Source organism: Pseudomonas sp. Pse1 (genome assembly GCF_024519635.1).
Classification (GTDB): Bacteria; Pseudomonadota; Gammaproteobacteria; order Pseudomonadales; family Pseudomonadaceae; genus Aquipseudomonas.
The window spans coordinates 221,917-243,306 of the sequence record NZ_JALJRO010000004.1 but is presented as its reverse complement, the minus strand read 5'-3'; the positions used below and the strand labels follow the sequence as shown (position 1 = coordinate 243,306).

17 protein-coding genes are annotated in these 21,390 nt (G+C 61.3%); 12 read left to right on the top strand and 5 right to left on the bottom strand.

The genetic code is table 11. The features are described from left to right. Nucleotides 1-158: 158 nt before the first annotated feature. On the bottom strand, nucleotides 159-851 hold the full coding sequence (locus tag NR126_RS08550) for a tellurite resistance TerB family protein (RefSeq protein ID WP_105755144.1): 693 nt from the start codon (nucleotides 849-851) through the stop codon (nucleotides 159-161). Nucleotides 852-1,049: 198 nt separating this feature from the next. Between NR126_RS08550 and NR126_RS08545 the strand changes: the two genes are divergently transcribed. From NR126_RS08545 to NR126_RS08505, 9 genes are all read left to right on the top strand, one after another. Next, nucleotides 1,050-1,964 (top strand): LysR family transcriptional regulator, encoded by a 915-nt coding sequence (locus NR126_RS08545; RefSeq protein WP_027619098.1) that lies wholly within the window; start codon nucleotides 1,050-1,052, stop codon nucleotides 1,962-1,964. Nucleotides 1,965-2,065: 101 nt separating this feature from the next. Next, the gene (locus NR126_RS08540; protein WP_105755143.1) at nucleotides 2,066-3,556 is read left to right on the top strand and encodes a gamma-aminobutyraldehyde dehydrogenase; all 1,491 of its coding nucleotides are present in this window, start codon (nucleotides 2,066-2,068) and stop codon (nucleotides 3,554-3,556) included. A gap of 86 nt (nucleotides 3,557-3,642) precedes the next feature. Continuing rightward, nucleotides 3,643-4,794, top strand: a complete 1,152-nt coding sequence (ydcS, locus tag NR126_RS08535) for a putative ABC transporter substrate-binding protein YdcS (protein WP_105755142.1) — start codon at nucleotides 3,643-3,645, stop codon at nucleotides 4,792-4,794. A gap of 248 nt (nucleotides 4,795-5,042) precedes the next feature. Further along, on the top strand, nucleotides 5,043-6,080 hold the full coding sequence (locus NR126_RS08530; protein WP_256830019.1) for an ABC transporter ATP-binding protein: 1,038 nt from the start codon (nucleotides 5,043-5,045) through the stop codon (nucleotides 6,078-6,080). Between the two features lies 1 nt (nucleotide 6,081). After that, nucleotides 6,082-7,029 carry an ABC transporter permease gene (locus NR126_RS08525; protein WP_027619102.1) on the top strand — a complete coding sequence of 316 codons (948 nt, stop codon included), beginning with the start codon at nucleotides 6,082-6,084 and terminating at the stop codon, nucleotides 7,027-7,029. Next, a complete protein-coding gene (locus NR126_RS08520; protein ID WP_256830018.1) occupies nucleotides 7,019-7,828 on the top strand; it encodes an ABC transporter permease in 810 nt (269 codons plus the stop codon). Before NR126_RS08525 ends, NR126_RS08520 begins: the two co-directional genes overlap by 11 nt. A gap of 132 nt (nucleotides 7,829-7,960) precedes the next feature. Beyond that, nucleotides 7,961-9,385 (top strand): gamma-aminobutyraldehyde dehydrogenase, encoded by a 1,425-nt coding sequence (locus NR126_RS08515; RefSeq protein ID WP_256830017.1) that lies wholly within the window; start codon nucleotides 7,961-7,963, stop codon nucleotides 9,383-9,385. 231 nt (nucleotides 9,386-9,616) lie between these two features. After that, entirely contained in the window at nucleotides 9,617-11,101 is a 1,485-nt protein-coding gene (locus NR126_RS08510; protein ID WP_027619105.1) for an APC family permease, read from the top strand. 60 nt (nucleotides 11,102-11,161) lie between these two features. Then, nucleotides 11,162-13,024, top strand: coding sequence for an NAD(P)-binding protein (locus tag NR126_RS08505; protein WP_256830016.1), 1,863 nt, complete (start codon nucleotides 11,162-11,164; stop codon nucleotides 13,022-13,024). A 61-nt stretch (nucleotides 13,025-13,085) separates the two neighbouring features. On the opposite strand, the gene NR126_RS08500 is transcribed toward NR126_RS08505, so the two are convergent. Next, nucleotides 13,086-13,271: a hypothetical protein gene (locus tag NR126_RS08500; RefSeq protein WP_027619107.1), complete on the bottom strand. Its 186-nt coding sequence runs from the start codon at nucleotides 13,269-13,271 to the stop codon at nucleotides 13,086-13,088. 476 nt (nucleotides 13,272-13,747) lie between these two features. Here NR126_RS08500 and NR126_RS08495 point away from each other — a divergent pair, with 476 nt between their 5' ends. Continuing rightward, nucleotides 13,748-15,382 carry a glucan biosynthesis protein D gene (locus NR126_RS08495; protein WP_256830015.1) on the top strand — a complete coding sequence of 545 codons (1,635 nt, stop codon included), beginning with the start codon at nucleotides 13,748-13,750 and terminating at the stop codon, nucleotides 15,380-15,382. Nucleotides 15,383-15,426: 44 nt separating this feature from the next. Here NR126_RS08495 and NR126_RS08490 read toward each other — a convergent pair whose 3' ends face one another. From NR126_RS08490 to NR126_RS08480, 3 genes are all read right to left on the bottom strand, one after another. Further along, nucleotides 15,427-16,533, bottom strand: a complete 1,107-nt coding sequence (locus tag NR126_RS08490; protein WP_105755138.1) for an NADH:flavin oxidoreductase/NADH oxidase — start codon at nucleotides 16,531-16,533, stop codon at nucleotides 15,427-15,429. A gap of 209 nt (nucleotides 16,534-16,742) precedes the next feature. After that, on the bottom strand, nucleotides 16,743-18,452 hold the full coding sequence (gene recJ / locus NR126_RS08485; RefSeq protein ID WP_027619110.1) for a single-stranded-DNA-specific exonuclease RecJ: 1,710 nt from the start codon (nucleotides 18,450-18,452) through the stop codon (nucleotides 16,743-16,745). Between the two features lie 52 nt (nucleotides 18,453-18,504). Then, nucleotides 18,505-19,047, bottom strand: a complete 543-nt coding sequence (locus tag NR126_RS08480; RefSeq protein WP_256830014.1) for a YaeQ family protein — start codon at nucleotides 19,045-19,047, stop codon at nucleotides 18,505-18,507. Between the two features lie 148 nt (nucleotides 19,048-19,195). Here NR126_RS08480 and NR126_RS08475 point away from each other — a divergent pair, with 148 nt between their 5' ends. Next, nucleotides 19,196-20,395 carry a CaiB/BaiF CoA-transferase family protein gene (locus tag NR126_RS08475; RefSeq protein WP_256830013.1) on the top strand — a complete coding sequence of 400 codons (1,200 nt, stop codon included), beginning with the start codon at nucleotides 19,196-19,198 and terminating at the stop codon, nucleotides 20,393-20,395. Further along, nucleotides 20,349-21,287, top strand: a complete 939-nt coding sequence (locus NR126_RS08470) for a TIGR02285 family protein (protein WP_081786365.1) — start codon at nucleotides 20,349-20,351, stop codon at nucleotides 21,285-21,287. Before NR126_RS08475 ends, NR126_RS08470 begins: the two co-directional genes overlap by 47 nt. Nucleotides 21,288-21,390: the final 103 nt, after the last annotated feature.

Sequence of the window (21,390 nt, the reverse complement as noted above, 5' to 3'; positions counted from 1 at the left end):
CGAGCGAAAAGCCAGCGTCCGCTCTGGGACGGCTACTTTCCGTCAGATGGGCCAAGTGCCGCCAGTGATATTTGTGTAGAAACAGACCGTGAAACGGTCATGTGCGGGGCGGCGATGGCGTGAACCATGACAAAGCTGGCTCGCCATCGCCCGGGTGATCAGACCAGCGTTTGACGCACCTGCTTCTCCAGTTCGACCTTCAAGCCAGGTTCCAGCTTGAGCTGGCGCGCCAGTTCGTCGAGGTAGGACTTCTCCATGAAGCTTTCCTCATCCACCAGCATGACGCTGGCGATGTACATCTCGGCGGCCATTTCCGGGGTTCTCGCCGCACGTGCGACGTCGGCCGGATCCAGCGGTTTGTTCAGTTCGGCGTGTAGCCAGTGTTGCAGTTGCTGGTCGTTGTCGAGCTTGACGAATTCGCCCTCGATCAACCCGCGCTCACGCTCATCAATGTGCCCATCAGCCTTGGCCGCCGCCACCAACGCCTTGAGGATTGCCTGGCTGTGCTCCTCGACCTGCGCCGGCGGCAGGCGGTCAAGGGTTTGTGGTGCTGATTGCGGAGCGGTGCCCTGCTGCGCCTGCCAGTTGCCGAACGCCTTGTAGGCAATCACGCCCAAAGCCGCCAAACCGCCATAGATGGCGACCTTCCCGCCAACCTTGCGCACCTTTTTATTGCCCAGCAGCAGGCCCATGGCACCAGCCGCCAGAGCGCCGCCACCGGCACCGGATAACAGACTGCCGAGACCGCTTTTATCCGAACGTGCAGTCGTGCGCTGAACATTGCCGGTCTTGTTCTGCAACAGGTCCTGACCGGACTTGAGTAACTGGTCGAGCAAACCACGGGTGTTCATTTATAGCCTCCAGAAAATCAGGTTTAACCCATAAATAAGGCCACCAGCCTAGATCCAAAGTGCCCGGGCCTCGTCGACGAGAGTGCTTCCAGATGTTGCCCGAGCCTTGCCACCCAACCTTGGTTGGACTAGGGCATCGAAAAAAAAGATATACACTGCAACAAATCTATAAAAACCGCTCACCGGGTACTTTTTCCCATGATGACCCTGCGTCAGATCCGTCATTTCATCGCCGTGGCCGAAACCGGCTCGATCTCGGCCGCCGCCCAGGCGGTATATATCTCCCAATCCACCCTGACCCTGGCCATCCAGCAACTGGAGCAGGAGATCGGGGTTAACCTGTTCAATCGCCATGCCAAGGGCATGACCCTGACCCACCAGGGCCATCAGTTCCTGCGCCAGGCGCACTTGATCCTCGCCACCGTCGACAACGCCAAACGCAGCCTGCAACAGAGCACCGACCAGGTGGCCGGGCAGTTGACCATTGGCGTGACCAGCCTGGTGGCCGGTTACTACCTGGCCGACCTGCTGACCCGTTTTCAGCGCGCCTACCCCAACGTGGAAATCCGCGTCATGGAAGACGAGCGGCCGTACATCGAGCATTTGCTGGTCAGCGGCGAAATCGACGTTGGGGTATTGATTCTCTCCAACCTGGAAGATCGCCACGCCCTACAAACCGAAGTGCTGACCCACTCGCCCCATCGCCTGTGGCTGCCGGCCCAGCATCCCCTGCTCGAGCACGACAGCATCAATCTGGCGGACGTCGCTCGCGAGCCGCTGATCCAGCTCAACGTCGACGAAATGGACCGCAATGCCCAGCGTATGTGGCGCGCAGCCTCACTGCAGCCGCGCATCACCCTGCGCACTGCGTCCACCGAGGCTGTTCGTAGCCTGGTGGCTGCCGGCCTGGGCGTGTCGATCCAGCCCGACATGACCTATCGCCCCTGGTCGTTGGAAGGCGACATCATCGAAGCGCGGCCCATCGCCGACCTCAGCCAGACCCTCGACGTTGGCCTCGCCTGGCGTCGCGGCACCGCCCGCCCTACCCTGGTCGACCCGTTCCTCACCGTCGCCCGCGAGCAACCCCACGGCGGACGCAAGCCATCGATTTAATCGAACGCTGCATTCAGTATTTAGAATTTGTCGTCCCCAGGCCCTGCCACTAGTCTTAGCCCATCTATAAGACGGTCGGGCCCCCAGTCACCGGGAGCACCATGGCCACACAAGAAAAGAGAACCCGCAAAATGCCCGGCACGCAGACCCCGTTGTTCACCAACTTGTTGATCGATGGTGAATTGGTTGCCGGCCAGGGCTTTGTCGAGCCGATTCTCAATCCAGCCACTGGCGAAGTGCTGACCCAGATTGCCGAAGCCAGCAACGAACAAGTCGAAGCGGCGATTCTCGCGGCCCACCACGCATTCCCGGCCTGGTCACGGACCACCCCGCAGCAGCGCTCGAACATTCTCCTGAGCATTGCCAATGCCGTGGAAAAACACGCCGACCTGCTCGCCCGCCTCGAATCGCTGAACTGCGGCAAGCCCCTGCACCTGGCCCGTCAAGACGATCTCAGCGCAACCGTCGATGTGTTCCGCTTCTTCGCCGGAGCCGTACGCTGCCAGACCGGCCAGCTCAGCGGCGAATACCTGCCCGGCTACACCAGCATGGTGCGCCGCGACCCGATTGGCGTGGTGGCCTCGATTGCCCCGTGGAACTACCCGATCATGATGGCCGCGTGGAAAATCGCCCCGGCCCTGGCCGCCGGCAACACCTTGGTGTTCAAGCCTTCGGAACACACCCCGCTGTCGATCCTGGCGCTGGCGCCGATGCTTGCCGAGATCCTGCCACGCGGCGTGATCAACATTATCTGCGGTGGTGGCGAGGGGGTTGGCAGTCACTTGGTCAGCCACCCGAAGGTGCGCATGGTGTCCCTGACCGGCGACATCGTCACCGGCCAGAAAATTCTCCAGGCCGCGGCCAAGACCCTCAAGCGCACCCACCTGGAACTGGGTGGCAAGGCGCCGGTGATCGTCTGCAACGACGCCGACCTGAAGGCGGTGATCGAAGGCGTGCGCAGCTACGGCTATTACAACGCCGGACAGGACTGCACGGCGGCCTGCCGGATCTACGCCCAGGCGGGCATCCACGACAAACTGGTGGCCGATCTGGGCGCCGCGGTCAGCAGCCTGCGGTTCGCGGGCAAGCGCGACGCCGACAACGAAATCGGCCCGCTGATCAGCACCCGCCAGCGTGACCGCGTGGCCAGCTTCGTCGAGCGTGCTCTCGGTCAACCGCATATCGAACGCGTGACCGGCGCAGCGGTGCACTCCGGTGCCGGCTTCTATTACCAGCCCACCCTGCTGGCCGGCTGCAAGCAAAGCGATGAAATCGTCCAGCGCGAAGTGTTCGGCCCGGTGGTCACCGTGACCCGCTTCGACGAACTGGAGCAAGCGGTGGATTGGGCGAACGACTCGGAATACGGCCTGGCCTCCTCGGTCTGGACCCAGAACCTGGACAAGGCCATGCAGGTCGCCGCGCGCCTGCAATACGGCTGCACCTGGATCAACAGCCATTTCATGCTGGTCAGCGAAATGCCCCACGGCGGTTTGAAGCGTTCGGGCTACGGCAAAGACTTATCCAGTGATTCGTTGCAGGACTACAGCGTGGTGCGCCACATCATGGCGCGTCACGGCAATGACCTGAAATAACACAACTAAGCTAATAACGAGCCAAAAGGCCAGCAACCCTGCTTGAAAAACTGCCCCGACCATAATTTAAAGAAGAGGGAATTCCCATGTTCGCGCACAAGACCGCACTGCTCAGTGCAATCACCACCGCGCTGCTGGCCAGTGCCAGTATCCAGGCCGCCGAACCCGCGACAGCCGTTGGTGCCGGTGAAGGCCAACTGGATATCGTGGCCTGGCCTGGCTACATCGAACGGGGCGAAAGCGACAAGGCCTACGACTGGGTGAGCGGTTTCGAGAAGGAAACCGGCTGCAAGGTCAACGTCAAGACCGCCGCCACTTCCGACGAGATGGTCAGCCTGATGGCCAAGGGCGGCTACGACCTGGTGACAGCGTCCGGCGACGCCTCGCTGCGACTGATCGTCGGCAAGCGTGTGCAGCCGATCAATACCGCACTGATCCCGAACTGGAAAAACCTCGACCCTCGCCTCAAGGATGCACCGTGGTACGTGGTCAATAAGCAGACTTACGGCACCCCTTACCAGTGGGGTCCGAACGTATTGATGTACAACACCAACGTGTTCAAGACGCCGCCGACCAGCTGGAACGTGGTGTTCGACGCGCAGAACCTGCCGGACGGCAAGCCGAACAAAGGTCGCGTGCAAGCCTATGACGGCCCGATCTACATCGCCGACGCGGCGCTGTTCCTTAAGAGCACCAAGCCGGAGCTGGGGATCCAGAACCCCTACGAACTGACCGAAGTCCAATACAAGGCCGTGCTCGATCTGCTGCGCGCACAGCAGCCGTTGATCCACCGCTACTGGCACGACACCACAGTGCAAATGAGTGACTTCAAAAACGAAGGCGTGGTGGCCTCCAGCGCCTGGCCTTATCAGGTCAACGGCTTGATGAACGAGAAGCAGCCGATCGCTTCCACCATCCCGAAAGAAGGTGCCACCGGCTGGGCCGACACCACCATGCTGCACGCCGAGGCCAAGCACCCGAACTGCGCCTACAAGTGGATGGACTGGTCGTTGCAGCCGAAAGTCCAGGGTGACGTCGCAGCCTGGTTCGGCTCCTTGCCAGCGGTCCCGGCGGCTTGCCAGGGCAGCGAACTGCTGGGCGCCGAAGGCTGCAAGACCAACGGTTTCGACCAGTTCGACAAGATCGCCTTCTGGAAAACCCCGCAGGCTGAAGGCGGCAAATTCGTACCGTACAGCCGCTGGACCCAGGACTATATCGCGATCATGGGCGGCCGCTAAAAGTCATTCCGGTAGCTGCTGCGCGTCGATTATTCGCGCCCGGGCAGTGCTCGCCTCCTCACGTACTGACGTACGCTCCGGGGGCTGTGCGCTGGCCGGACACGACTAGTCGCCGCTCGCGACGCTCCCGAAACGACTTTCCACATCCTGAGCTTTGTCAAAAGCTCAACGGTTGACGCAATAACTGTTTTTTCAGAAGTCCAGGCAGGGCCGCTGCGACGGCCTTCGCCTTTTTGGAGCACCGCACCATGACGCTTGCAGTCCAGTTCACCAACGTTTCCCGTCTTTTCGGCGAAGTGAAAGCCGTAGACCGGGTTTCCATCGACATCCAGGACGGCGAGTTTTTTTCCATGCTCGGCCCTTCCGGTTCGGGCAAGACCACTTGCCTGCGACTGATTGCCGGTTTCGAACAACCGAGTGCCGGTTCCATCCGCATCCACGGCGAAGAAGCGGCGGGCCTGCCGCCCTATCAGCGTGACGTCAACACCGTGTTCCAGGATTACGCCCTGTTCCCGCACATGAACGTGCGTGACAACGTCGCCTATGGCCTGAAGGTCAAGGGCGTCGGCAAAACCGAACGCCTGCAGCGCGCCGAAGAGGCGCTGGGCATGGTCGCCCTGGGTGGCTACGGCGACCGTAAGCCGGCGCAACTGTCCGGCGGCCAGCGTCAGCGCGTGGCCCTGGCCCGCGCACTGGTCAATCGTCCGCGAGTGCTGCTGCTCGACGAACCGCTGGGCGCCCTTGACCTGAAGCTGCGCGAGCAAATGCAGAGCGAGCTGAAAAAGCTCCAGCGCCAGCTCGGTATCACCTTTATTTTCGTTACCCACGACCAGACCGAAGCGCTGTCGATGTCCGATCGCGTGGCCGTGTTCAACAAGGGTCGCATCGAGCAGGTCGACACCCCGCGCAACCTCTACATGAAGCCGGCCACCAGCTTCGTCGCCGAGTTCGTCGGCACCTCCAACGTGATTCGCGGTGAACTGGCGCAGCAATTGAGCGGCAACCCGCAAGCTTTCTCCATTCGCCCGGAACACGTGCGTTTCGCCGAAGGCCCGTTGGCCAGCCATGAAATCGAAGTCAGCGGCCTGCTGCACGACATTCAATACCAGGGCAGCGCCACCCGCTACGAACTGAAACTGGACAACGGCCAGACCCTTAACATTAGCAAGGCCAACAACCAGTGGCTGGACACCAGCGCCCAGCACCAAACCGGCCAGCGCATCAGCGCGCGCTGGGCACGCGAGGCAATGACGCCGTTGCACGACACTGCCGTGGGCGGGGTGTGACATGAACAGCGCAACAATGACCCATACAGCCACAGGCGGCTCGCCGCTGCGCAGGTTGTCCAACCTGCTCTATCGCCGACCCAACCTGTACCTGACGATGCTGCTGGTGCCGCCGCTGATCTGGTTCGGTGCGATCTACCTCGGCTCGCTGCTCAACCTGTTGTGGCAAGGGTTCTACACCTTCGATGACTTCACCATGGCGGTCACCCCTGACCTGACCCTGGCCAACTTCGCCGCGCTGTTCCAGCCGTCGAACTTCGACATCATCCTGCGCACCCTGAGCATGGCCATCGTGGTCTCGATCGCCAGCGCCTTCGTCGCGTTTCCGATCGCCTACTACATGGCGCGCTACACCACCGGCAAGACCAAGGCGTTTTTCTACATCGCGGTGATGCTGCCGATGTGGGCCAGCTACATCGTCAAGGCCTACGCCTGGACCCTGCTGCTGGCCAAGGGTGGCGTGGCGCAATGGTTCGTCCAGCACCTGGGGCTGGAGCCGCTGCTGCAATTCGTGCTGGGGATTCCCGGCGTCGGTGGCAGCACCTTGTCGACCTCGCACCTGGGGCGCTTCATGGTGTTCGTCTACATCTGGCTGCCGTTCATGATCCTGCCGATCCAGGCGTCGCTGGAGCGTCTGCCGCCGTCGCTGCTGCAAGCCTCCGCCGACCTTGGGGCGAAACCCCGGCAGACCTTCATGCAGGTGATTCTGCCGCTGTCGATCCCGGGGATTGCCGCCGGATCGATCTTCACCTTTTCGCTGACCCTGGGTGACTTCATCGTGCCGCAACTTGTCGGTCCGCCCGGCTACTTCGTCGGCAGCATGGTCTACGCCCAGCAGGGTGCGATCGGCAACATGCCGATGGCCGCCGCCTTCACTCTGGTGCCGATCGTGCTGATCGCCATCTACCTGTCCATCGTCAAACGCCTGGGGGCCTTCGATGCACTCTGAAAAAGCTTCGCTGGGCCTGCGCATCGCAGCCTGGGGCGGGTTGGTGTTCCTTCACTTCCCGATCCTGATCATCTTCCTGTACGCCTTCAACACCGAAGACGCCGCGTTCAGCTTTCCGCCCAAGGGCTTCACCCTGAAGTGGTTCAGCGTCGCGTTCTCGCGACCGGACGTGCTCGAAGCGATCAAGCTCTCGGCACAGATCGCCGCCATCGCCACCCTGATTGCCATGGTCCTCGGCACCCTGGCCTCGGCCGCGCTGTACCGCCGTGATTTCTTCGGCAAGCAAGGCATCTCGCTGATGCTGATCCTGCCGATCGCCCTGCCCGGGATCATCACCGGTATTGCCTTGCTGGCGACCTTCAAGTCCCTGGGCATCGAGCCGGGCATGTTCACCATCATCGTCGGTCACGCGACCTTCTGTGTGGTGATCGTCTACAACAACGTCATCGCCCGCCTGCGCCGCACCTCCCACAGCCTGATCGAAGCCTCGATGGACCTGGGCGCCGACGGCTGGCAGACCTTCCGCTACATCATCCTGCCGAACCTCGGCTCGGCCTTGCTGGCCGGCGGCATGCTGGCGTTTGCCCTGTCGTTCGATGAAATCATCGTGACCACCTTCACCGCCGGTCACGAGCGCACCTTGCCACTGTGGCTGCTCAACCAACTCAGCCGCCCACGGGACGTGCCGGTGACCAACGTGGTGGCAATGCTGGTGATGCTCGTGACCATGCTGCCGATCCTCGGCGCCTACTACCTGACACGCGGCGGTGAAAGCGTGGCGGGGAGTGGTGGGAAATAACATCGCAACTGACAACAACTTTCCCTGTGGGAGCGAGCCTGCTCGCGAAGCTTTTGGCGTCCTTAAGGACGCTTTCGCGAGCAGGCTCGCTCCCACAGAAAAACAAGAACAGCTCGCAAGGGGACAACTACCATGCAAACCAAACTGCTGATCAACGGCCAACTGGTCGCCGGTGAAGGCGCCGCCCAACCGGTGTTCAACCCCGCCCTGGGCCGTGTCCTGGTGGAAATCAATGAAGCCAGCGAAGCCCAGGTCGACGCCGCCGTGCGTGCCGCCGATGCGGCGTTCGACAACTGGTCACAGACCCCGCCCAAGGATCGCTCGCTGCTCCTGCTGAAACTCGCAGACGCCATCGAAGCCAACGCCGAAGAGCTGGCCAAGCTGGAATCGGACAACTGCGGTAAGCCTCTGAGTGCAGCGCTGAATGACGAGATTCCGGCGATTGCCGATGTGTTTCGCTTCTTCGCCGGCGCCAGCCGTTGCATGAGCGGCACGGCCGGCGGCGAGTACCTGCCGGGGCATACCTCGATGATCCGCCGCGACCCGGTGGGGGTGATCGCTTCCATCGCGCCGTGGAACTACCCGCTGATGATGGTCGCCTGGAAAATTGCCCCGGCCCTGGCCGCCGGCAATACCGTGGTGCTCAAGCCCTCGGAACAAACCCCACTGACCGCCCTGCGCCTCGCCGAATTGGCATCGGAGATTTTCCCGGCCGGCGTACTCAACCTGGTATTCGGTCGCGGGCCAACCGTCGGCAGCCCGCTGGTGACTCACCCGAAAGTGCGCATGGTGTCGCTGACCGGTTCGATTGCCACCGGCTCGAACATCATTTCCAGCACCGCCGACAGTGTTAAGCGCATGCACATGGAACTGGGCGGCAAGGCGCCAGTCATCATCTTCGACGACGCCGACATCGACGCTGCGGTCGAAGGTATTCGTACCTTCGGTTTCTACAACGCCGGCCAGGACTGCACCGCCGCCTGCCGCATCTACGCTCAGGACGGCATCTACGACAAGTTCGTCGAGAAGCTCGGTGCGGCGGTCGCTAGCATCAAGTACGGCTTGCAGGATGATCCGAGCACCGAACTCGGCCCGCTGATCACCGCCCAGCACCGCGACCGCGTCGCCGGCTTCGTCGAACGCGCCGTGGCGCAACCGCACATCCGCCTGGTAACGGGCGGCAAAACCGTCGAAGGCAATGGTTTCTTCTTCGAGCCAACCGTGCTCGCCGATGCCCAACAGGATGACGAAATTGTTCGTCGCGAAGTGTTCGGCCCGGTGGTCTCGGTAACCCGCTTCAACGACGAAGCGCAAGTCCTGGGCTGGGCCAACGATTCGGACTACGGCCTCGCCTCCTCGGTGTGGACCGCCGACGTCGGCCGCGCCAACCGCCTCGCCGCTCGCTTGCAGTACGGCTGCACCTGGGTCAACACCCACTTCATGCTGGTCAGCGAAATGCCCCATGGCGGTCAGAAACTGTCCGGCTATGGCAAGGACATGTCCATGTATGGGCTGGAAGACTACACCTGTGTGCGGCATGTGATGTTCAAGCATTAAAAGCTTCGCTGCGATGCGGCGACCCGACAAGCCAGCTCCCACAAAGGATTGAACTGTAGGAACTGGCTTGTCGGAACGCCGTCACCTCGGTTTCAAGGCAGAAACCGGCAACAAGCACCACCAGGCTAGCCACACAAAACAACAATAACCCCCGATCCAGGCGACGCCTCCCAAGGCATCGCCTCGGCCTCGGCCATCCGAAATCTGCCGATTTTCCGGAGCAACCACGCCATGAGTGCACTACCCGAAATGTCTGCAAGCGCCGCCGACAGCGATGCCGAGCAGCTACGCCAACTGGGCTACACCTCGAACTTCAACCGCAGCATGAGCCTGTGGGAAAACTTCGCCCTGGGCTTCACTTACCTCTCCCCGGTCGTAGGGGTGTATACCCTCTTCGGCCTTTGCCTGGCCGCTGGCGGGCCGCCGATGTTCTGGGCGTATTTGCTGGTGGGCTGCGGCCAACTGCTGGTGTGCCTGATCTTCGGTGAAGTGGTTTCCCAGTTCCCGATCTCCGGCGGCGTCTATCCCTGGGCTCGGCGCCTGGTGGGTAAGCGCTGGGCGTGGATGGTCGGCTGGATCTACTCCATCGCCCTGTGCGTGACCATTGCCGCCGTGGCCGTTGGTGCCGGTCCGTACCTGGCAGCAATGCTCGGTTTTGAACCGAACAACAACACCAATATTGTCATTGCCCTGGTGCTGACCCTGTTCGCCACCCTGGTCAACCTCAGCGGCACCAAAGTGCTGGCGCGGATTGCCATGTTCGGTTTTCTCTGTGAACTGATCGGCGCGGTCATCGTCGGTGTTTACCTGCTGATGTTCGAACGTCACCAACCCATCAGCGTGCTGTTCAACACCTTCGACATCAGCGTCGATGGCTCCTACCTGCCGGCCTTCCTCACCGCTTCGCTGGCCGGGATGTTTCTGTACTACGGCTTCGAAGCTTGCGGTGACGTGGCCGAGGAAACACCGAACCCGAGCAAAAAGATTCCGGTGGCCATGCGCATGACCATCTACATCGGCGGCATCGCCGCGATGTTCGCTTGCCTGGCGCTGATTCTCGCGGTACCGGACATGCAGGCAGTGATCAACGGCACCGACAAGGACCCGGTGACCACCATCCTCAACAACGCTTTCGGCCCGGTGGGTTCAAAAGTGGTGATGGGCGTGGTGATGATTTCCTTCATCTCCTGCGTCATCAGCCTACAAGCAGCGGCCAGTCGTCTGCTGTACTCCTACGCTCGTGATGAGATGGTCATCGGCAGCAGCCTGCTTAAACGCATCTCGCCGAACACCCAGGTGCCCGTCGCGGCGCTGTTCGTATCAGGCGTGCTGCCCGCGCTGATTATTGTCCTCGGTTTCTTCCTTCAGGATGCCGTCGCCACCATCGTCAGCTTCGCCGCCATTGGCATCTACCTGGCCTTCCAGATGATTGTCCTCGCGGCACTCTACGCCCGTGCGCGCGGCTGGAAGCCCAGCGGTAAATTCACCTTGGGGGCCTGGGGCCTGCCGGTGAACATCGGCGCGCTGGTCTATGGCGTCGGGGCGATCGTCAACATGGCATGGCCACGCACGCCGGATGCGCCGTGGTTCATCAACTACGCAATGGTCCTGAGCACCGCCATCGTAATTGGCCTGGGCCTGCTTTACATGTGGCTCGGCAAGCCATACGACCACGGCACCGCACCTTCCGGGGATGCCTGGAAAGTCAGCCGGTAACGACAACGCCCTGGCCGGTGAACACGGGTCAGGGCGACAAAAAACCAACAAGGATTGAACATGGATATCACCCGCCGCGACTTCCTCAACGGCGTCGCCGTCACCATCGCCGCCGGCATGACCCCGCTGCAGATTCTCCAAGCTGCACCGGATGGACGTTATTACCCGCCGGCCCTCACCGGTTTGCGCGGCAGCCATGTCGGCTCGTTTGAGTTGGCGCATCAGATGGGCTGGGAGAAAAAAGTCTTCGACACCGATGCCCTGCCGATCAGCGAGGACTATGACCTGGTGGTGGTTGGCGGTGGCTTGAGCGGGTTATCCGCCGCCTGGTTCTACCGTGAGAAACATCCGAAAGCGCGGATCCTGATTCTGGAAAACCACGACGACTTCGGCGGTCACGCCAAGCGCAATGAATTCTCCGCCGGTGGCCGGATGATCCTCGGCTACGGCGGCAGTGAGGCCTTTCAGTCGCCCAACCACCTCTACAGCAAAGAGGTGAATGGCCTGCTGAAAAAACTCGGGGTCGATATCAAGCGCTTTGAAACCGCCTTCGACCGCCAGTTCTATCCGGGCCTGGGCTTGTCGCGCGCGGTGTTCTTCGACAAGGAAAACTTTGGCGAAGACAAACTGGTCACCGGCGACCCGACGCCGATGGTGGCCGACGACATCGCGCCGGACCAACTGCATGCCCGCGGCATCGAGGCCTTCATCAACGACTTCCCGTTGCCGAAGTCCGACCGTGATGCGTTGATTGCCCTGCACAGCGCACCGAAGGATTACCTTGCCGGCAAATCCACCGAGGAAAAAACGGCGCATCTGGAGACCACCAGCTACCGCGATTTCCTGCTCAAGGATGTCGGTCTGTCGGAACAGGCGGTGAAGTATTTCCAAAGCCGCACCAACGACTTCATGGCCCTGAGCATCGACGCCGTGGCCGCGTACGACGCCTACAACGTCGGCTTCCCCGGTTTCAGTGCGATGAATCTGGAGCCGATCAGCGAGGAAGCCCTGGCGGAAATGGAAGAGCCCTACATCTACCACTTCCCCGACGGTAATGCTTCGCTAGCGCGCCTGCTGGTGCGCAGTCTGATCCCGGCCGTTGCCCCTGGTCACACCATGGATGACATCGTCCTCGCGCCATTCGACTACGCCAAACTCGACCAAGCGAAAACCCCGGTACGCATTCGCCTCAACAGCACCGCAGTCAGTGTGCGCAACGTCGGCAATGGGGTGAATGTCGGCTACAGCCGTGGCGGAAAATTGAGCCAGGTGCGTGGCAAGCACTGCATCATGGCCTGCTACAACATGATGATTCCATACCTGTTGCGCGACCTGTCGAAGGAGCAGGCCCACGCCCTGAGCCAGAACGTGAAATTCCCGCTGGTATACACCAAGGTGGTGATCCGCAACTGGCAGTCGTTCCAGAAACTGGGGGTCCACGAAATCTATGCCGCCACCCAACCCTACAGCCGGATCAAGCTCGATTACCCGGTCAGCATGGGTGGCTACGAGCATCCGAAAGACCCAACACAGCCGATTGGCCTGCATATGGTCTATGTGCCCACCAGCCCCAATAGCGGCATGAACGCCCGCGACCAGGCACGCGCCGGCCGTGGTCGACTGTATGGCCAGACCTTCGAGGCACTTGAGGCACAACTGCGCGATCAGTTGCAACGCATGCTCGGCCCGGGCGGATTCAACCATGAGGCCGATATTCTCGAAATCACCGTCAACCGCTGGTCACACGGCTACGCGTACTTCTCCAATAGCCTGTACGACGATGCCGATGAGAGCGAGAAACTGATGGAACTGGCGCGTCAGCCGGTCGGCAAAGTCAGCATTGCCAACTCCGACGCTGCCTGGAGTGCCTATGCCCATGCAGCCATTGATGAAGCGCATCGTGCGGTAGGAGAAATCGGCTAATCAGGGCGGTTTAGTCTCTGCCTCGCCGCGAATATCGGCGAGGCAGGATTCGGAAGTGTCTTCAAAATCGCGAAATGCTGCGCATCGCGTCCACCAGATAGCGCATGGCAATCCGGTCACTCTCGGACAACTCTCGGTAATGCTCCACCAGCCTTCTCTCCTCATTGCTGAGCCGACGTGCACCGCACGCACCGCTCACACCCAGGAACATCCCCAGCCACTCGATAATGCCTTGCGCTTTTGCCATGGAGGCTTTCCTTCTGAATCTGGATAAAAACGCCGACTGCCATATCGGTCATGAGCCTAAGAATAGGGAGAAAAAATGCTTCGGGAAGGATTTTTAGAGTAATTAGTCAAATAAATAAAAACGCCTATTTAAAACGCCATATCGGTCATTGGGGCCTTCATAAAAGACTGTAGGAAATCGAACCTTGGAGCGAGCCTGCTCGCGAAAAATCTGTAGGCACCGCTTGCAATCAGGCAATCCGCGTCATCGTTGACGTTTTTTGTCGGAACGCCGCCCGGAGCCGGCTCGCTCATACAGGGACAGCCGTAGTTTTCAAAAAGCGCAACCCAATCATTTTGCGAGTTATTTCGAACCCTTTAACTAATCGAGCATCTGTTTAAACTTCCACGGGTTTGGTCGAAGGCTTGTCCGAACCTCCATCTCTGATCCGTAACGCAGCCAGGAACGCCGCGGGATTGTCCAAGACAGGTTGTCCTATGCACCGCAGGAATTTGCTCAAGGCCTCCATGGCCATCGCTGCCTACACCGGCCTCTCGGCCACTGGACTGTTGGCGACACGTGCCTGGGCCGGGACGGCCGATGGCGAGGCCCAGGCCTTCGACTTCGAAGCGCTGAAGATTCAGGCCAAACAATTGGCCAGTAACCGCTACGTCGATACCAAGCAAGTGCTGCCGCCGACGCTGGCCAGCATGACCCCGCAGAATTTCAACGCCATTCAATACGATGCCGACCATTCGCTGTGGAATGAACTGAACGGCCAGTTGGACGTGCAGTTCTTCCACGTCGGCATGGGCTTCAAGCAGCCGGTACGCATGTACAGCGTCGACCCCAAGACCCGCCAGGCGCGGGAGGTGCACTTCCGCCCGTCACTGTTCAACTATGAGCGCTCCAGCGTCGACACCGGCCAGCTCAAGGGCGACCTGGGTTTTGCCGGGTTCAAGCTGTTCAAGGCGCCGGAGCTGGATAAGCACGATGTGGTGTCGTTCCTCGGCGCCAGCTACTTCCGCGCGGTGGACAACACCGGCCAGTACGGCTTGTCGGCTCGCGGCCTGGCCATCGACACCTACGGAAAAAAACGCGAAGAGTTTCCCGATTTCACCAAGTTCTGGTTCGAAACCCCGGACAAGGACAGCACCCGCTTCGTGGTCTATGCCCTGCTCGACTCACCGAGCGCCACCGGTGCCTACCGCTTCGACATCGATTGCCAGGCCACGCAGGTGGTGATGGCGGTTGACGCACACGTCAATGCACGCACCGCCATCGAGCAACTGGGCATCGCGCCGATGACCAGCATGTTCAGTTGCGGCACCCACGAACGGCGTATGTGCGACACCATCCACCCGCAGATCCACGATTCGGACCGGCTCGCCATGTGGCGCGGCAATGGCGAGTGGATCTGCCGTCCGCTGAACAACCCGGCAACCCTGCAATTCAACGCGTTCGCCGACAAGGACCCGAAGGGCTTCGGCCTGGTGCAGACCGACCATGAATTCGCCAGTTATCAGGACACCGTCGACTGGTACAGCAAGCGTCCGAGCCTATGGGTTGAGCCGACCACGGCTTGGGGCGAAGGCTCGATCGATCTGCTGGAGATCCCGACCACCGGCGAAACCCTGGATAACATCGTCGCCTTCTGGACCCCGAAGAAACCGGTGGCTGCCGGCGATTCGCTGAACTATGGCTACAAGCTCTACTGGAGCGCCCTGCCGCCGGTGGGCACACCGCTGGCACGGGTCAACGCCACGCGCTCGGGCATGGGCGGTTTCACGGAAGGTTGGGCACCGGGCGAGCACTATCCGAAAGTCTGGGCGCGGCGCTTTGCGGTCGATTTCAATGGCGGCGGACTGGATCGCCTGCCGGCGGGCACCGGGATCGAGCCGGTGGTCACCGCGTCGAACGGTGAGGTCAAGGATTTCAACGTGCTGCTGCTGGATGACATCAAGGGTTATCGAATTACCTTCGACTGGTTCCCGACCAATAACAGCGTCGAGCCGGTGGAACTGCGCCTGTTCATTCGCACCCATGACCGCACGTTGAGCGAAACCTGGCTGTACCAGTACTTCCCTCCTGCGCCTGACCAGCGCACCTACCCCGACTGGCCGAAGGCCTGAACCTTGCGGGCCGGTTCCTGTGGGGAACCGGCCCGCTCGCCGTATCAGTCGCGCAGATCAGACTCATGGATCGGCTGATCGCGGTGCGTCGCCCGTTGGTATTGCGATGGCCAGACAGCCTTGCGGCCTCCCAGGTCATCGTCGGCATGCAGCGGCCAATACGGGTCGCGCAGCAGTTCCCGCGCAAGCAGAATGATATCGGCCTGGCAGGTGCGAAGGATATGCTCGGCCTGTGCAGGCTCGGTAATCAATCCCACAGTGCCGGTGGCAATCCCCGACTCCTTGCGCACCCGCTCGGCAAACCGGGTCTGGTAGCCCGGGCCGGTGGGGATCTCGGCATTCGCCGCAGTACCACCCGACGACACATCGATCAGATCGACCCCCAGGGCTTTCAGGCGCCGTGCCAGCTCGACGGTTTCATCCGGGTTCCAGCCATCCTCGACCCAGTCGGTCGCCGACACTCGCACGAACAGCGGTAACTCTTCGGGCCACACTGCACGTACCGCTTCGGTCACTTGCAGCACCAGGCGAATGCGATTTTCGAACGAGCCACCGTACTGGTCCCGCCGCTGGTTACTCAGGGGCGACAGAAACTGATGCAGCAGATAGCCGTGAGCAGCATGCACCTCGACCACCTTGAAACCGGCGACCAGGGCGCGTTTGGCGGCCGCGACGAACGCCTGAATCACCTCGCTGATTTGCGCCTCGTCGAGCTGTGTGGGCTGGGTGTGCTGCGGGTCGAAGGCAATCGGTGAAGGGCCGACCGGGGTCCAGCCGCCATCCGCCGGTTTGACGCTGCCATGCAGGCCCAGCCATGGTCGATGAGTACTGGCCTTGCGCCCGGCGTGGGCCAGTTGAATCCCGGCGACCGCCCCCTGGGCGGTGATAAAGCGGGTAATGCGTTGCAGCGGTTCGATCTGCTCGTCGTTCCACAGACCCAAGTCCTGTGCGGTGATACGGCCATCGGCGGTGACGGCCGTGGCTTCAGTAAAGATCAGGCCGGCCCCGCCCACGGCGCGGCTGCCAAGGTGTACGAGGTGCCAGTCATTGGCCAGTCCATCGACGCTGGAGTACTGGCACATCGGTGACACGGCGATGCGATTGAGCAGGGTCAATTGACGAAGGGTATAGGGTTCAAGCAGCAGACTCATGGGGCACCTCTTTGATCCAGTGGGCAGGCTCCAGGGTTCTGTTTGAATAGTCGACGAGTGACTGGAAAGGATGCAGGACCCGCCCCCGCGGGTAAAAAATGGACAAAAACGTCACAAGGCCAATCAAGCAGTGATTAGAGCCTAGTCGACATCCGGCGATCAGGGAGGGTTCAGGCTGCAGTTAGCACATTGCAGCCCGACCGGGGGCATCAGCGAGGTTCGATATGGGCGATCATCAATTGCACGGTTTCCTGGCCGCGGAACTCGTTCACATCCAGCTTGTAGGCCAATTCGACCCAGCGGATGGTCGGGTTGGGCCAGACTTCACGGTCAACCCCGAAGGCAATCCCGTCGAGTTTCACAGAGCCACATTCGCTCTTGAGCACCACTTTCAGGTGGCGCTCGCCAACGATCCGCTGCTCGACCAGCTGGAACACTCCGTGAAACAGCGGCTCCGGGAAGTGCTGGCCCCAAGGACCGGCATGGCGCAGGGCGCGGGCCAGTTCCAGATGAAACTCTTCCACCGCCAGGGTGCCATCCGACAGCAACCGCCCGGTCAGGTCTTCCTCGCGCATCTGCCGTCGCACTTCGGCGTCGAACGCCTGGCAAAACAGCGGGAAGTTCGCTTCGGGCAAGGTCAAGCCCGCCGCCATGGCGTGGCCGCCATATTTGCTGATCAGTTCCGGGTGCTGCGCCGCCACCACACTCAGGGCGTCACGGATATGAAAGCCCTGCACCGAACGTCCCGAGCCCTTGAGCATGCCGTCACCGGCGTCGGCAAAGGCGATGGTCGGGCGGAAATAGCGCTCTTTCATTCGCGAGGCAAGAATACCGATCACCCCCTGGTGCCACTCCGGATCGAACAGGCACAGGCCGAAGGGCATCGATTCCAAGGGCAAATCCTTGAGCTGGGCCAGTGCTTCGCGCTGCATGCCCTGCTCGATGGATTTGCGATCCTGGTTCATGCCATCCAGTTGCGCGGCCATTTCACGGGCCAGGTCGACGTCATCGGTGAGCAGACATTCGATGCCCAGGCTCATGTCGTCCAGACGCCCCGCGGCATTCAGACGCGGGCCGAGGATAAAACCCAGATCAGTGGAGGTGATGCGCGAATGATCGCGCTTGGCCACTTCGAGGATCGCCTTGATCCCCGGCCGCGCACGCCCGGCACGAATCCGCTCCAGGCCCTGGTGCACCAGGATCCGGTTGTTGGCATCCAGCGGCACCACGTCGGCCACACTGCCCAAAGCCACCAAATCGAGCAGTTCACCGATGTTCGGTTGCGGTCGGCTGTCATACCAGCCGAGGCTGCGCAGGCGCGCGCGCAGGGCCATCAGCACATAGAAAATCACCCCGACCCCGGCCAGCGCCTTGCTCGGGAAGGTACAGCCCGGCTGGTTGGGATTGACGATGGCATCGGCCAGCGGCAGTTCATCGCCTGGCAAATGGTGATCGGTCACCAGCACCTTGAGCCCGGCCTGTTTCGCCGCGGCAACCCCCTCGACGCTGGAAATGCCGTTGTCCACGGTGATCAGCAACTGCGGCTGGCGCTGCAGGGCCACCGCGACGATCTCCGGGGTCAGGCCGTAGCCGTACTCGAACCGGTTGGGCACCAGGTAGTCGACATGGGCTGCGCCCAGCAGCCGCAAGCCGAGGGTGCCAACGGTGCTGGCTGTCGCGCCGTCGGCATCAAAATCGCCGACGATCAGGATCCGCTGCCGCTGCTCCAGCGCCACCACCAGCAAGTCCACCGCCGCCTCGATCCCCTTGAGTTGCTGGAACGGGATCAGGCGCGCCAGGCTCTTGTCCAACTCCGCCTCGGACTGCACGCCGCGAGCCGCATACAAGCGGGTCAGCAAGGGCGGCAAGTCACCGAGAAATGGCAGGGTGGCGGGGAGCTGGCGAGGTTCGATACGCATAGGATGTCAGGAGCTTCTCTTTGATACGGGTTTGATGGAGGTGGGAGCGCTTTTAGCCGCGCTCGCCCTGCAACCACTGCAACTGGACTTCGTGCTGGCCACGGTCGTCGGTGACAAAAATGGTCCCTTCGCTGATCATCACGTCCCACTTGATCACGCGGGGCATGTCCTGGGCCAGGGTCTCCAGCACGTCCTGAGGCACGGCGGCGATGTTGACGTTTTTCAGGGTCTTGATCGCCGGGTTCACCTTGCCTTCCCACACCCGCAGGCTGCCGTACGCCAGCAGGCTGGTGCGCTCGGTGCGACGCGAACACCAGGTCAGGCGGTCGGCATCGGGCTGGCCGACTTCGATCCAGTGCAGCACGCGGTCGTCCAGGCTCTTTTCCCACAGTGCAGGTTCATCGACGTCCGACAGACCACGGCCAAAGGACAACTGCTCGTTGTACCAGAAGGCGTAGGCCAACAGCCGTACGGTCATCCGCTCTTCAGTTTCCGACGGGTGACGGGCGATGGTCTGCTTCACCGTCTCGTAGACGCTGCGGTCGAGATCGGTCAGGTTCAGTTCAAATTTATAGGTCGTGGACGGCTGGGCCATGGACGCGCTTCTTGATACGAGGAAAGGCGGCAAGTCTAACCGATGCGAGGACCATTCAACGAATCATGACCGCCATCAAGCTTGGCCGCTGGGCACCTGGCTATGATAAAACGCTGTATTGATTCCGCTTTGTCCTACAGGATCGTCCATGTCGCTCTCCGCCAAACCACTTGCCGGCCTGAAAGTCATTGAGCTCGGCACCCTGATCGCAGGGCCTTTCGCTTCGCGAATCTGTGCCGAATTCGGCGCCGACGTGACCAAAATCGAATCACCGGACGGCGGCGATCCCCTGCGTAAATGGCGCAAACTCTACGAAGGCACCTCGTTGTGGTGGTTCGTCCAGGCCCGCAACAAAAAATCCCTGACCCTCAACCTCAAGCACCCCGACGGCCTGGCGATCCTGAAAAAGCTCCTGGGCGAAGCCGACATCCTCATCGAAAACTTTCGCCCCGGGGTCCTGGAAAAACTTGGCCTGGGTTGGGATGTGCTGCATGCCTTGAACCCGAAACTGGTAATGGTGCGACTGTCCGGTTTCGGCCAGACCGGACCCATGAAGGACCAGCCGGGGTTCGGTGCCGTCGGTGAATCCATGGGTGGTCTGCGCTACATCACCGGCTTCGAGGATCGTCCACCGGTGCGCACCGGGATCTCGATTGGAGACTCGATCGCGGCCCTGTGGGGCGTGATCGGCGCCTTGATGGCCTTACGTCACCGTGAAGTCAACGGCGGTCAGGGCCAGGTCGTCGATGTGGCGCTGTACGAGGCGATCTTCGCGATGATGGAAAGCATGGTCCCGGAGTTCGATGTGTTTGGCTTTATCCGCGAGCGCACCGGCAACATCATGCCCGGCATCACGCCCTCCTCCATTCACACCAGTGCCGACGGCAAGCATGTACAGATCGGCGCCAATGGCGATGCGATTTTCAAGCGTTTCATGCAAGTCATCGGACGCGACGATCTGGCCAATGACCCGAGCCTGGCCAGCAACGATGGCCGCGACAACCGTCGCGACGAGTTGTATGGGGTGATCGATCGGTGGGTCAGCTCACTGCCGCTCGATACCGTGATCGAACGCCTGAACGCCGCCGAAGTCCCCGCCAGTCGTATCTTCAGCGCCGAAGACATGTTCAGCGACCCGCAATTCATTGCCCGGGAAATGTTCCTCCAGGCCAAGCTGCCCGATGGCAAGGCCTTCAAGATGCCCGGCATCGTGCCGAAACTCTCGGACACCCCGGGCTCCTGCGAATGGGTCGGCGCCGAACTGGGCGAACACAACGCCCAGGTCCTCGGCGAACTGGGCTATGACGCGGCACAGATCGCGCGCCTGCGTGAAGCCGGGGCAATCTGAGCTGGACAGGATTACCGGGCGCGTATTGCGCTGGCTGAGTATTGCGGCAGCGCTAGCCTGGCTGCACGTCCTGCCCGCTGCTGCCGAAGACAAGCAGACGCTGATCTGGCTCCTGCGCGACTTACCGCCACTGACCATCTTCGAAGGATCGCAGAAGAACCTCGGTGCAGTGGATCAACTGATGCCACTGTTGATCGCCAGCCTGCCGCAATATCGCCATGACCTGTTGCGGGTCAATCGTGCGCGGGGCATGCAGATGTTGCTGGAACCGAGTTTTACCTGCGACCCTTCCCTGCTGTGGAACCCTGAGCGGGCAAAGCGAATGGTTTATTCGATCCCGGCGTATCGGATCCGCAGCAACGGCGTCGCCATACGCCGCAAAGACCACGCAGCGCTGAGCCCCTTTCTGATTGACAATCAGGTGGATCTCGAACGACTGCTGGCGAGCAAAAGCCGCAAGCTGGGCGTGGTTGCCGAACGCAGTTACGGCGAGGCCGTCGATCGTATCCTGAGCCAGGCACCGCCCGGCAGCCTGACGGCGCACTATGGCAATGACGCCCTGGGCAGCCTTCTGCAGATGCAGCGCCTGGGTCGCCTGACCTCGCTACTTGGCTACTGGCCGGAGATTCGCTATCAGGCGTTGCAACAAGGCATCGCCCCCGAGGAACTGGAGTTCTTTGGTATTCATGGCAACGCCAAGTACCAATCAATCCATGTCGCTTGCTCCGACATCCCCGAAGGCCGCCAGGCGATAAGCGCCATCAACGCGACCATCCGCCAACTGCGACATAACCGCTTGATCGAGTTTTATGCGCAATGGCTCGACCCGCAAATGCGCAGTGAATACCTGCGCGACGCCGAAGACTTTTTTCAGGATGAAGCGCCTGAGTAAACGCCGGGCAAAAAGAAACCCCGAGCAGTGGGGAGACAACTCGGGGTTAAACGTGGTCTACAAAGACCCGTACCTCAAGCGACAAGCACCGGAGCACAATGCT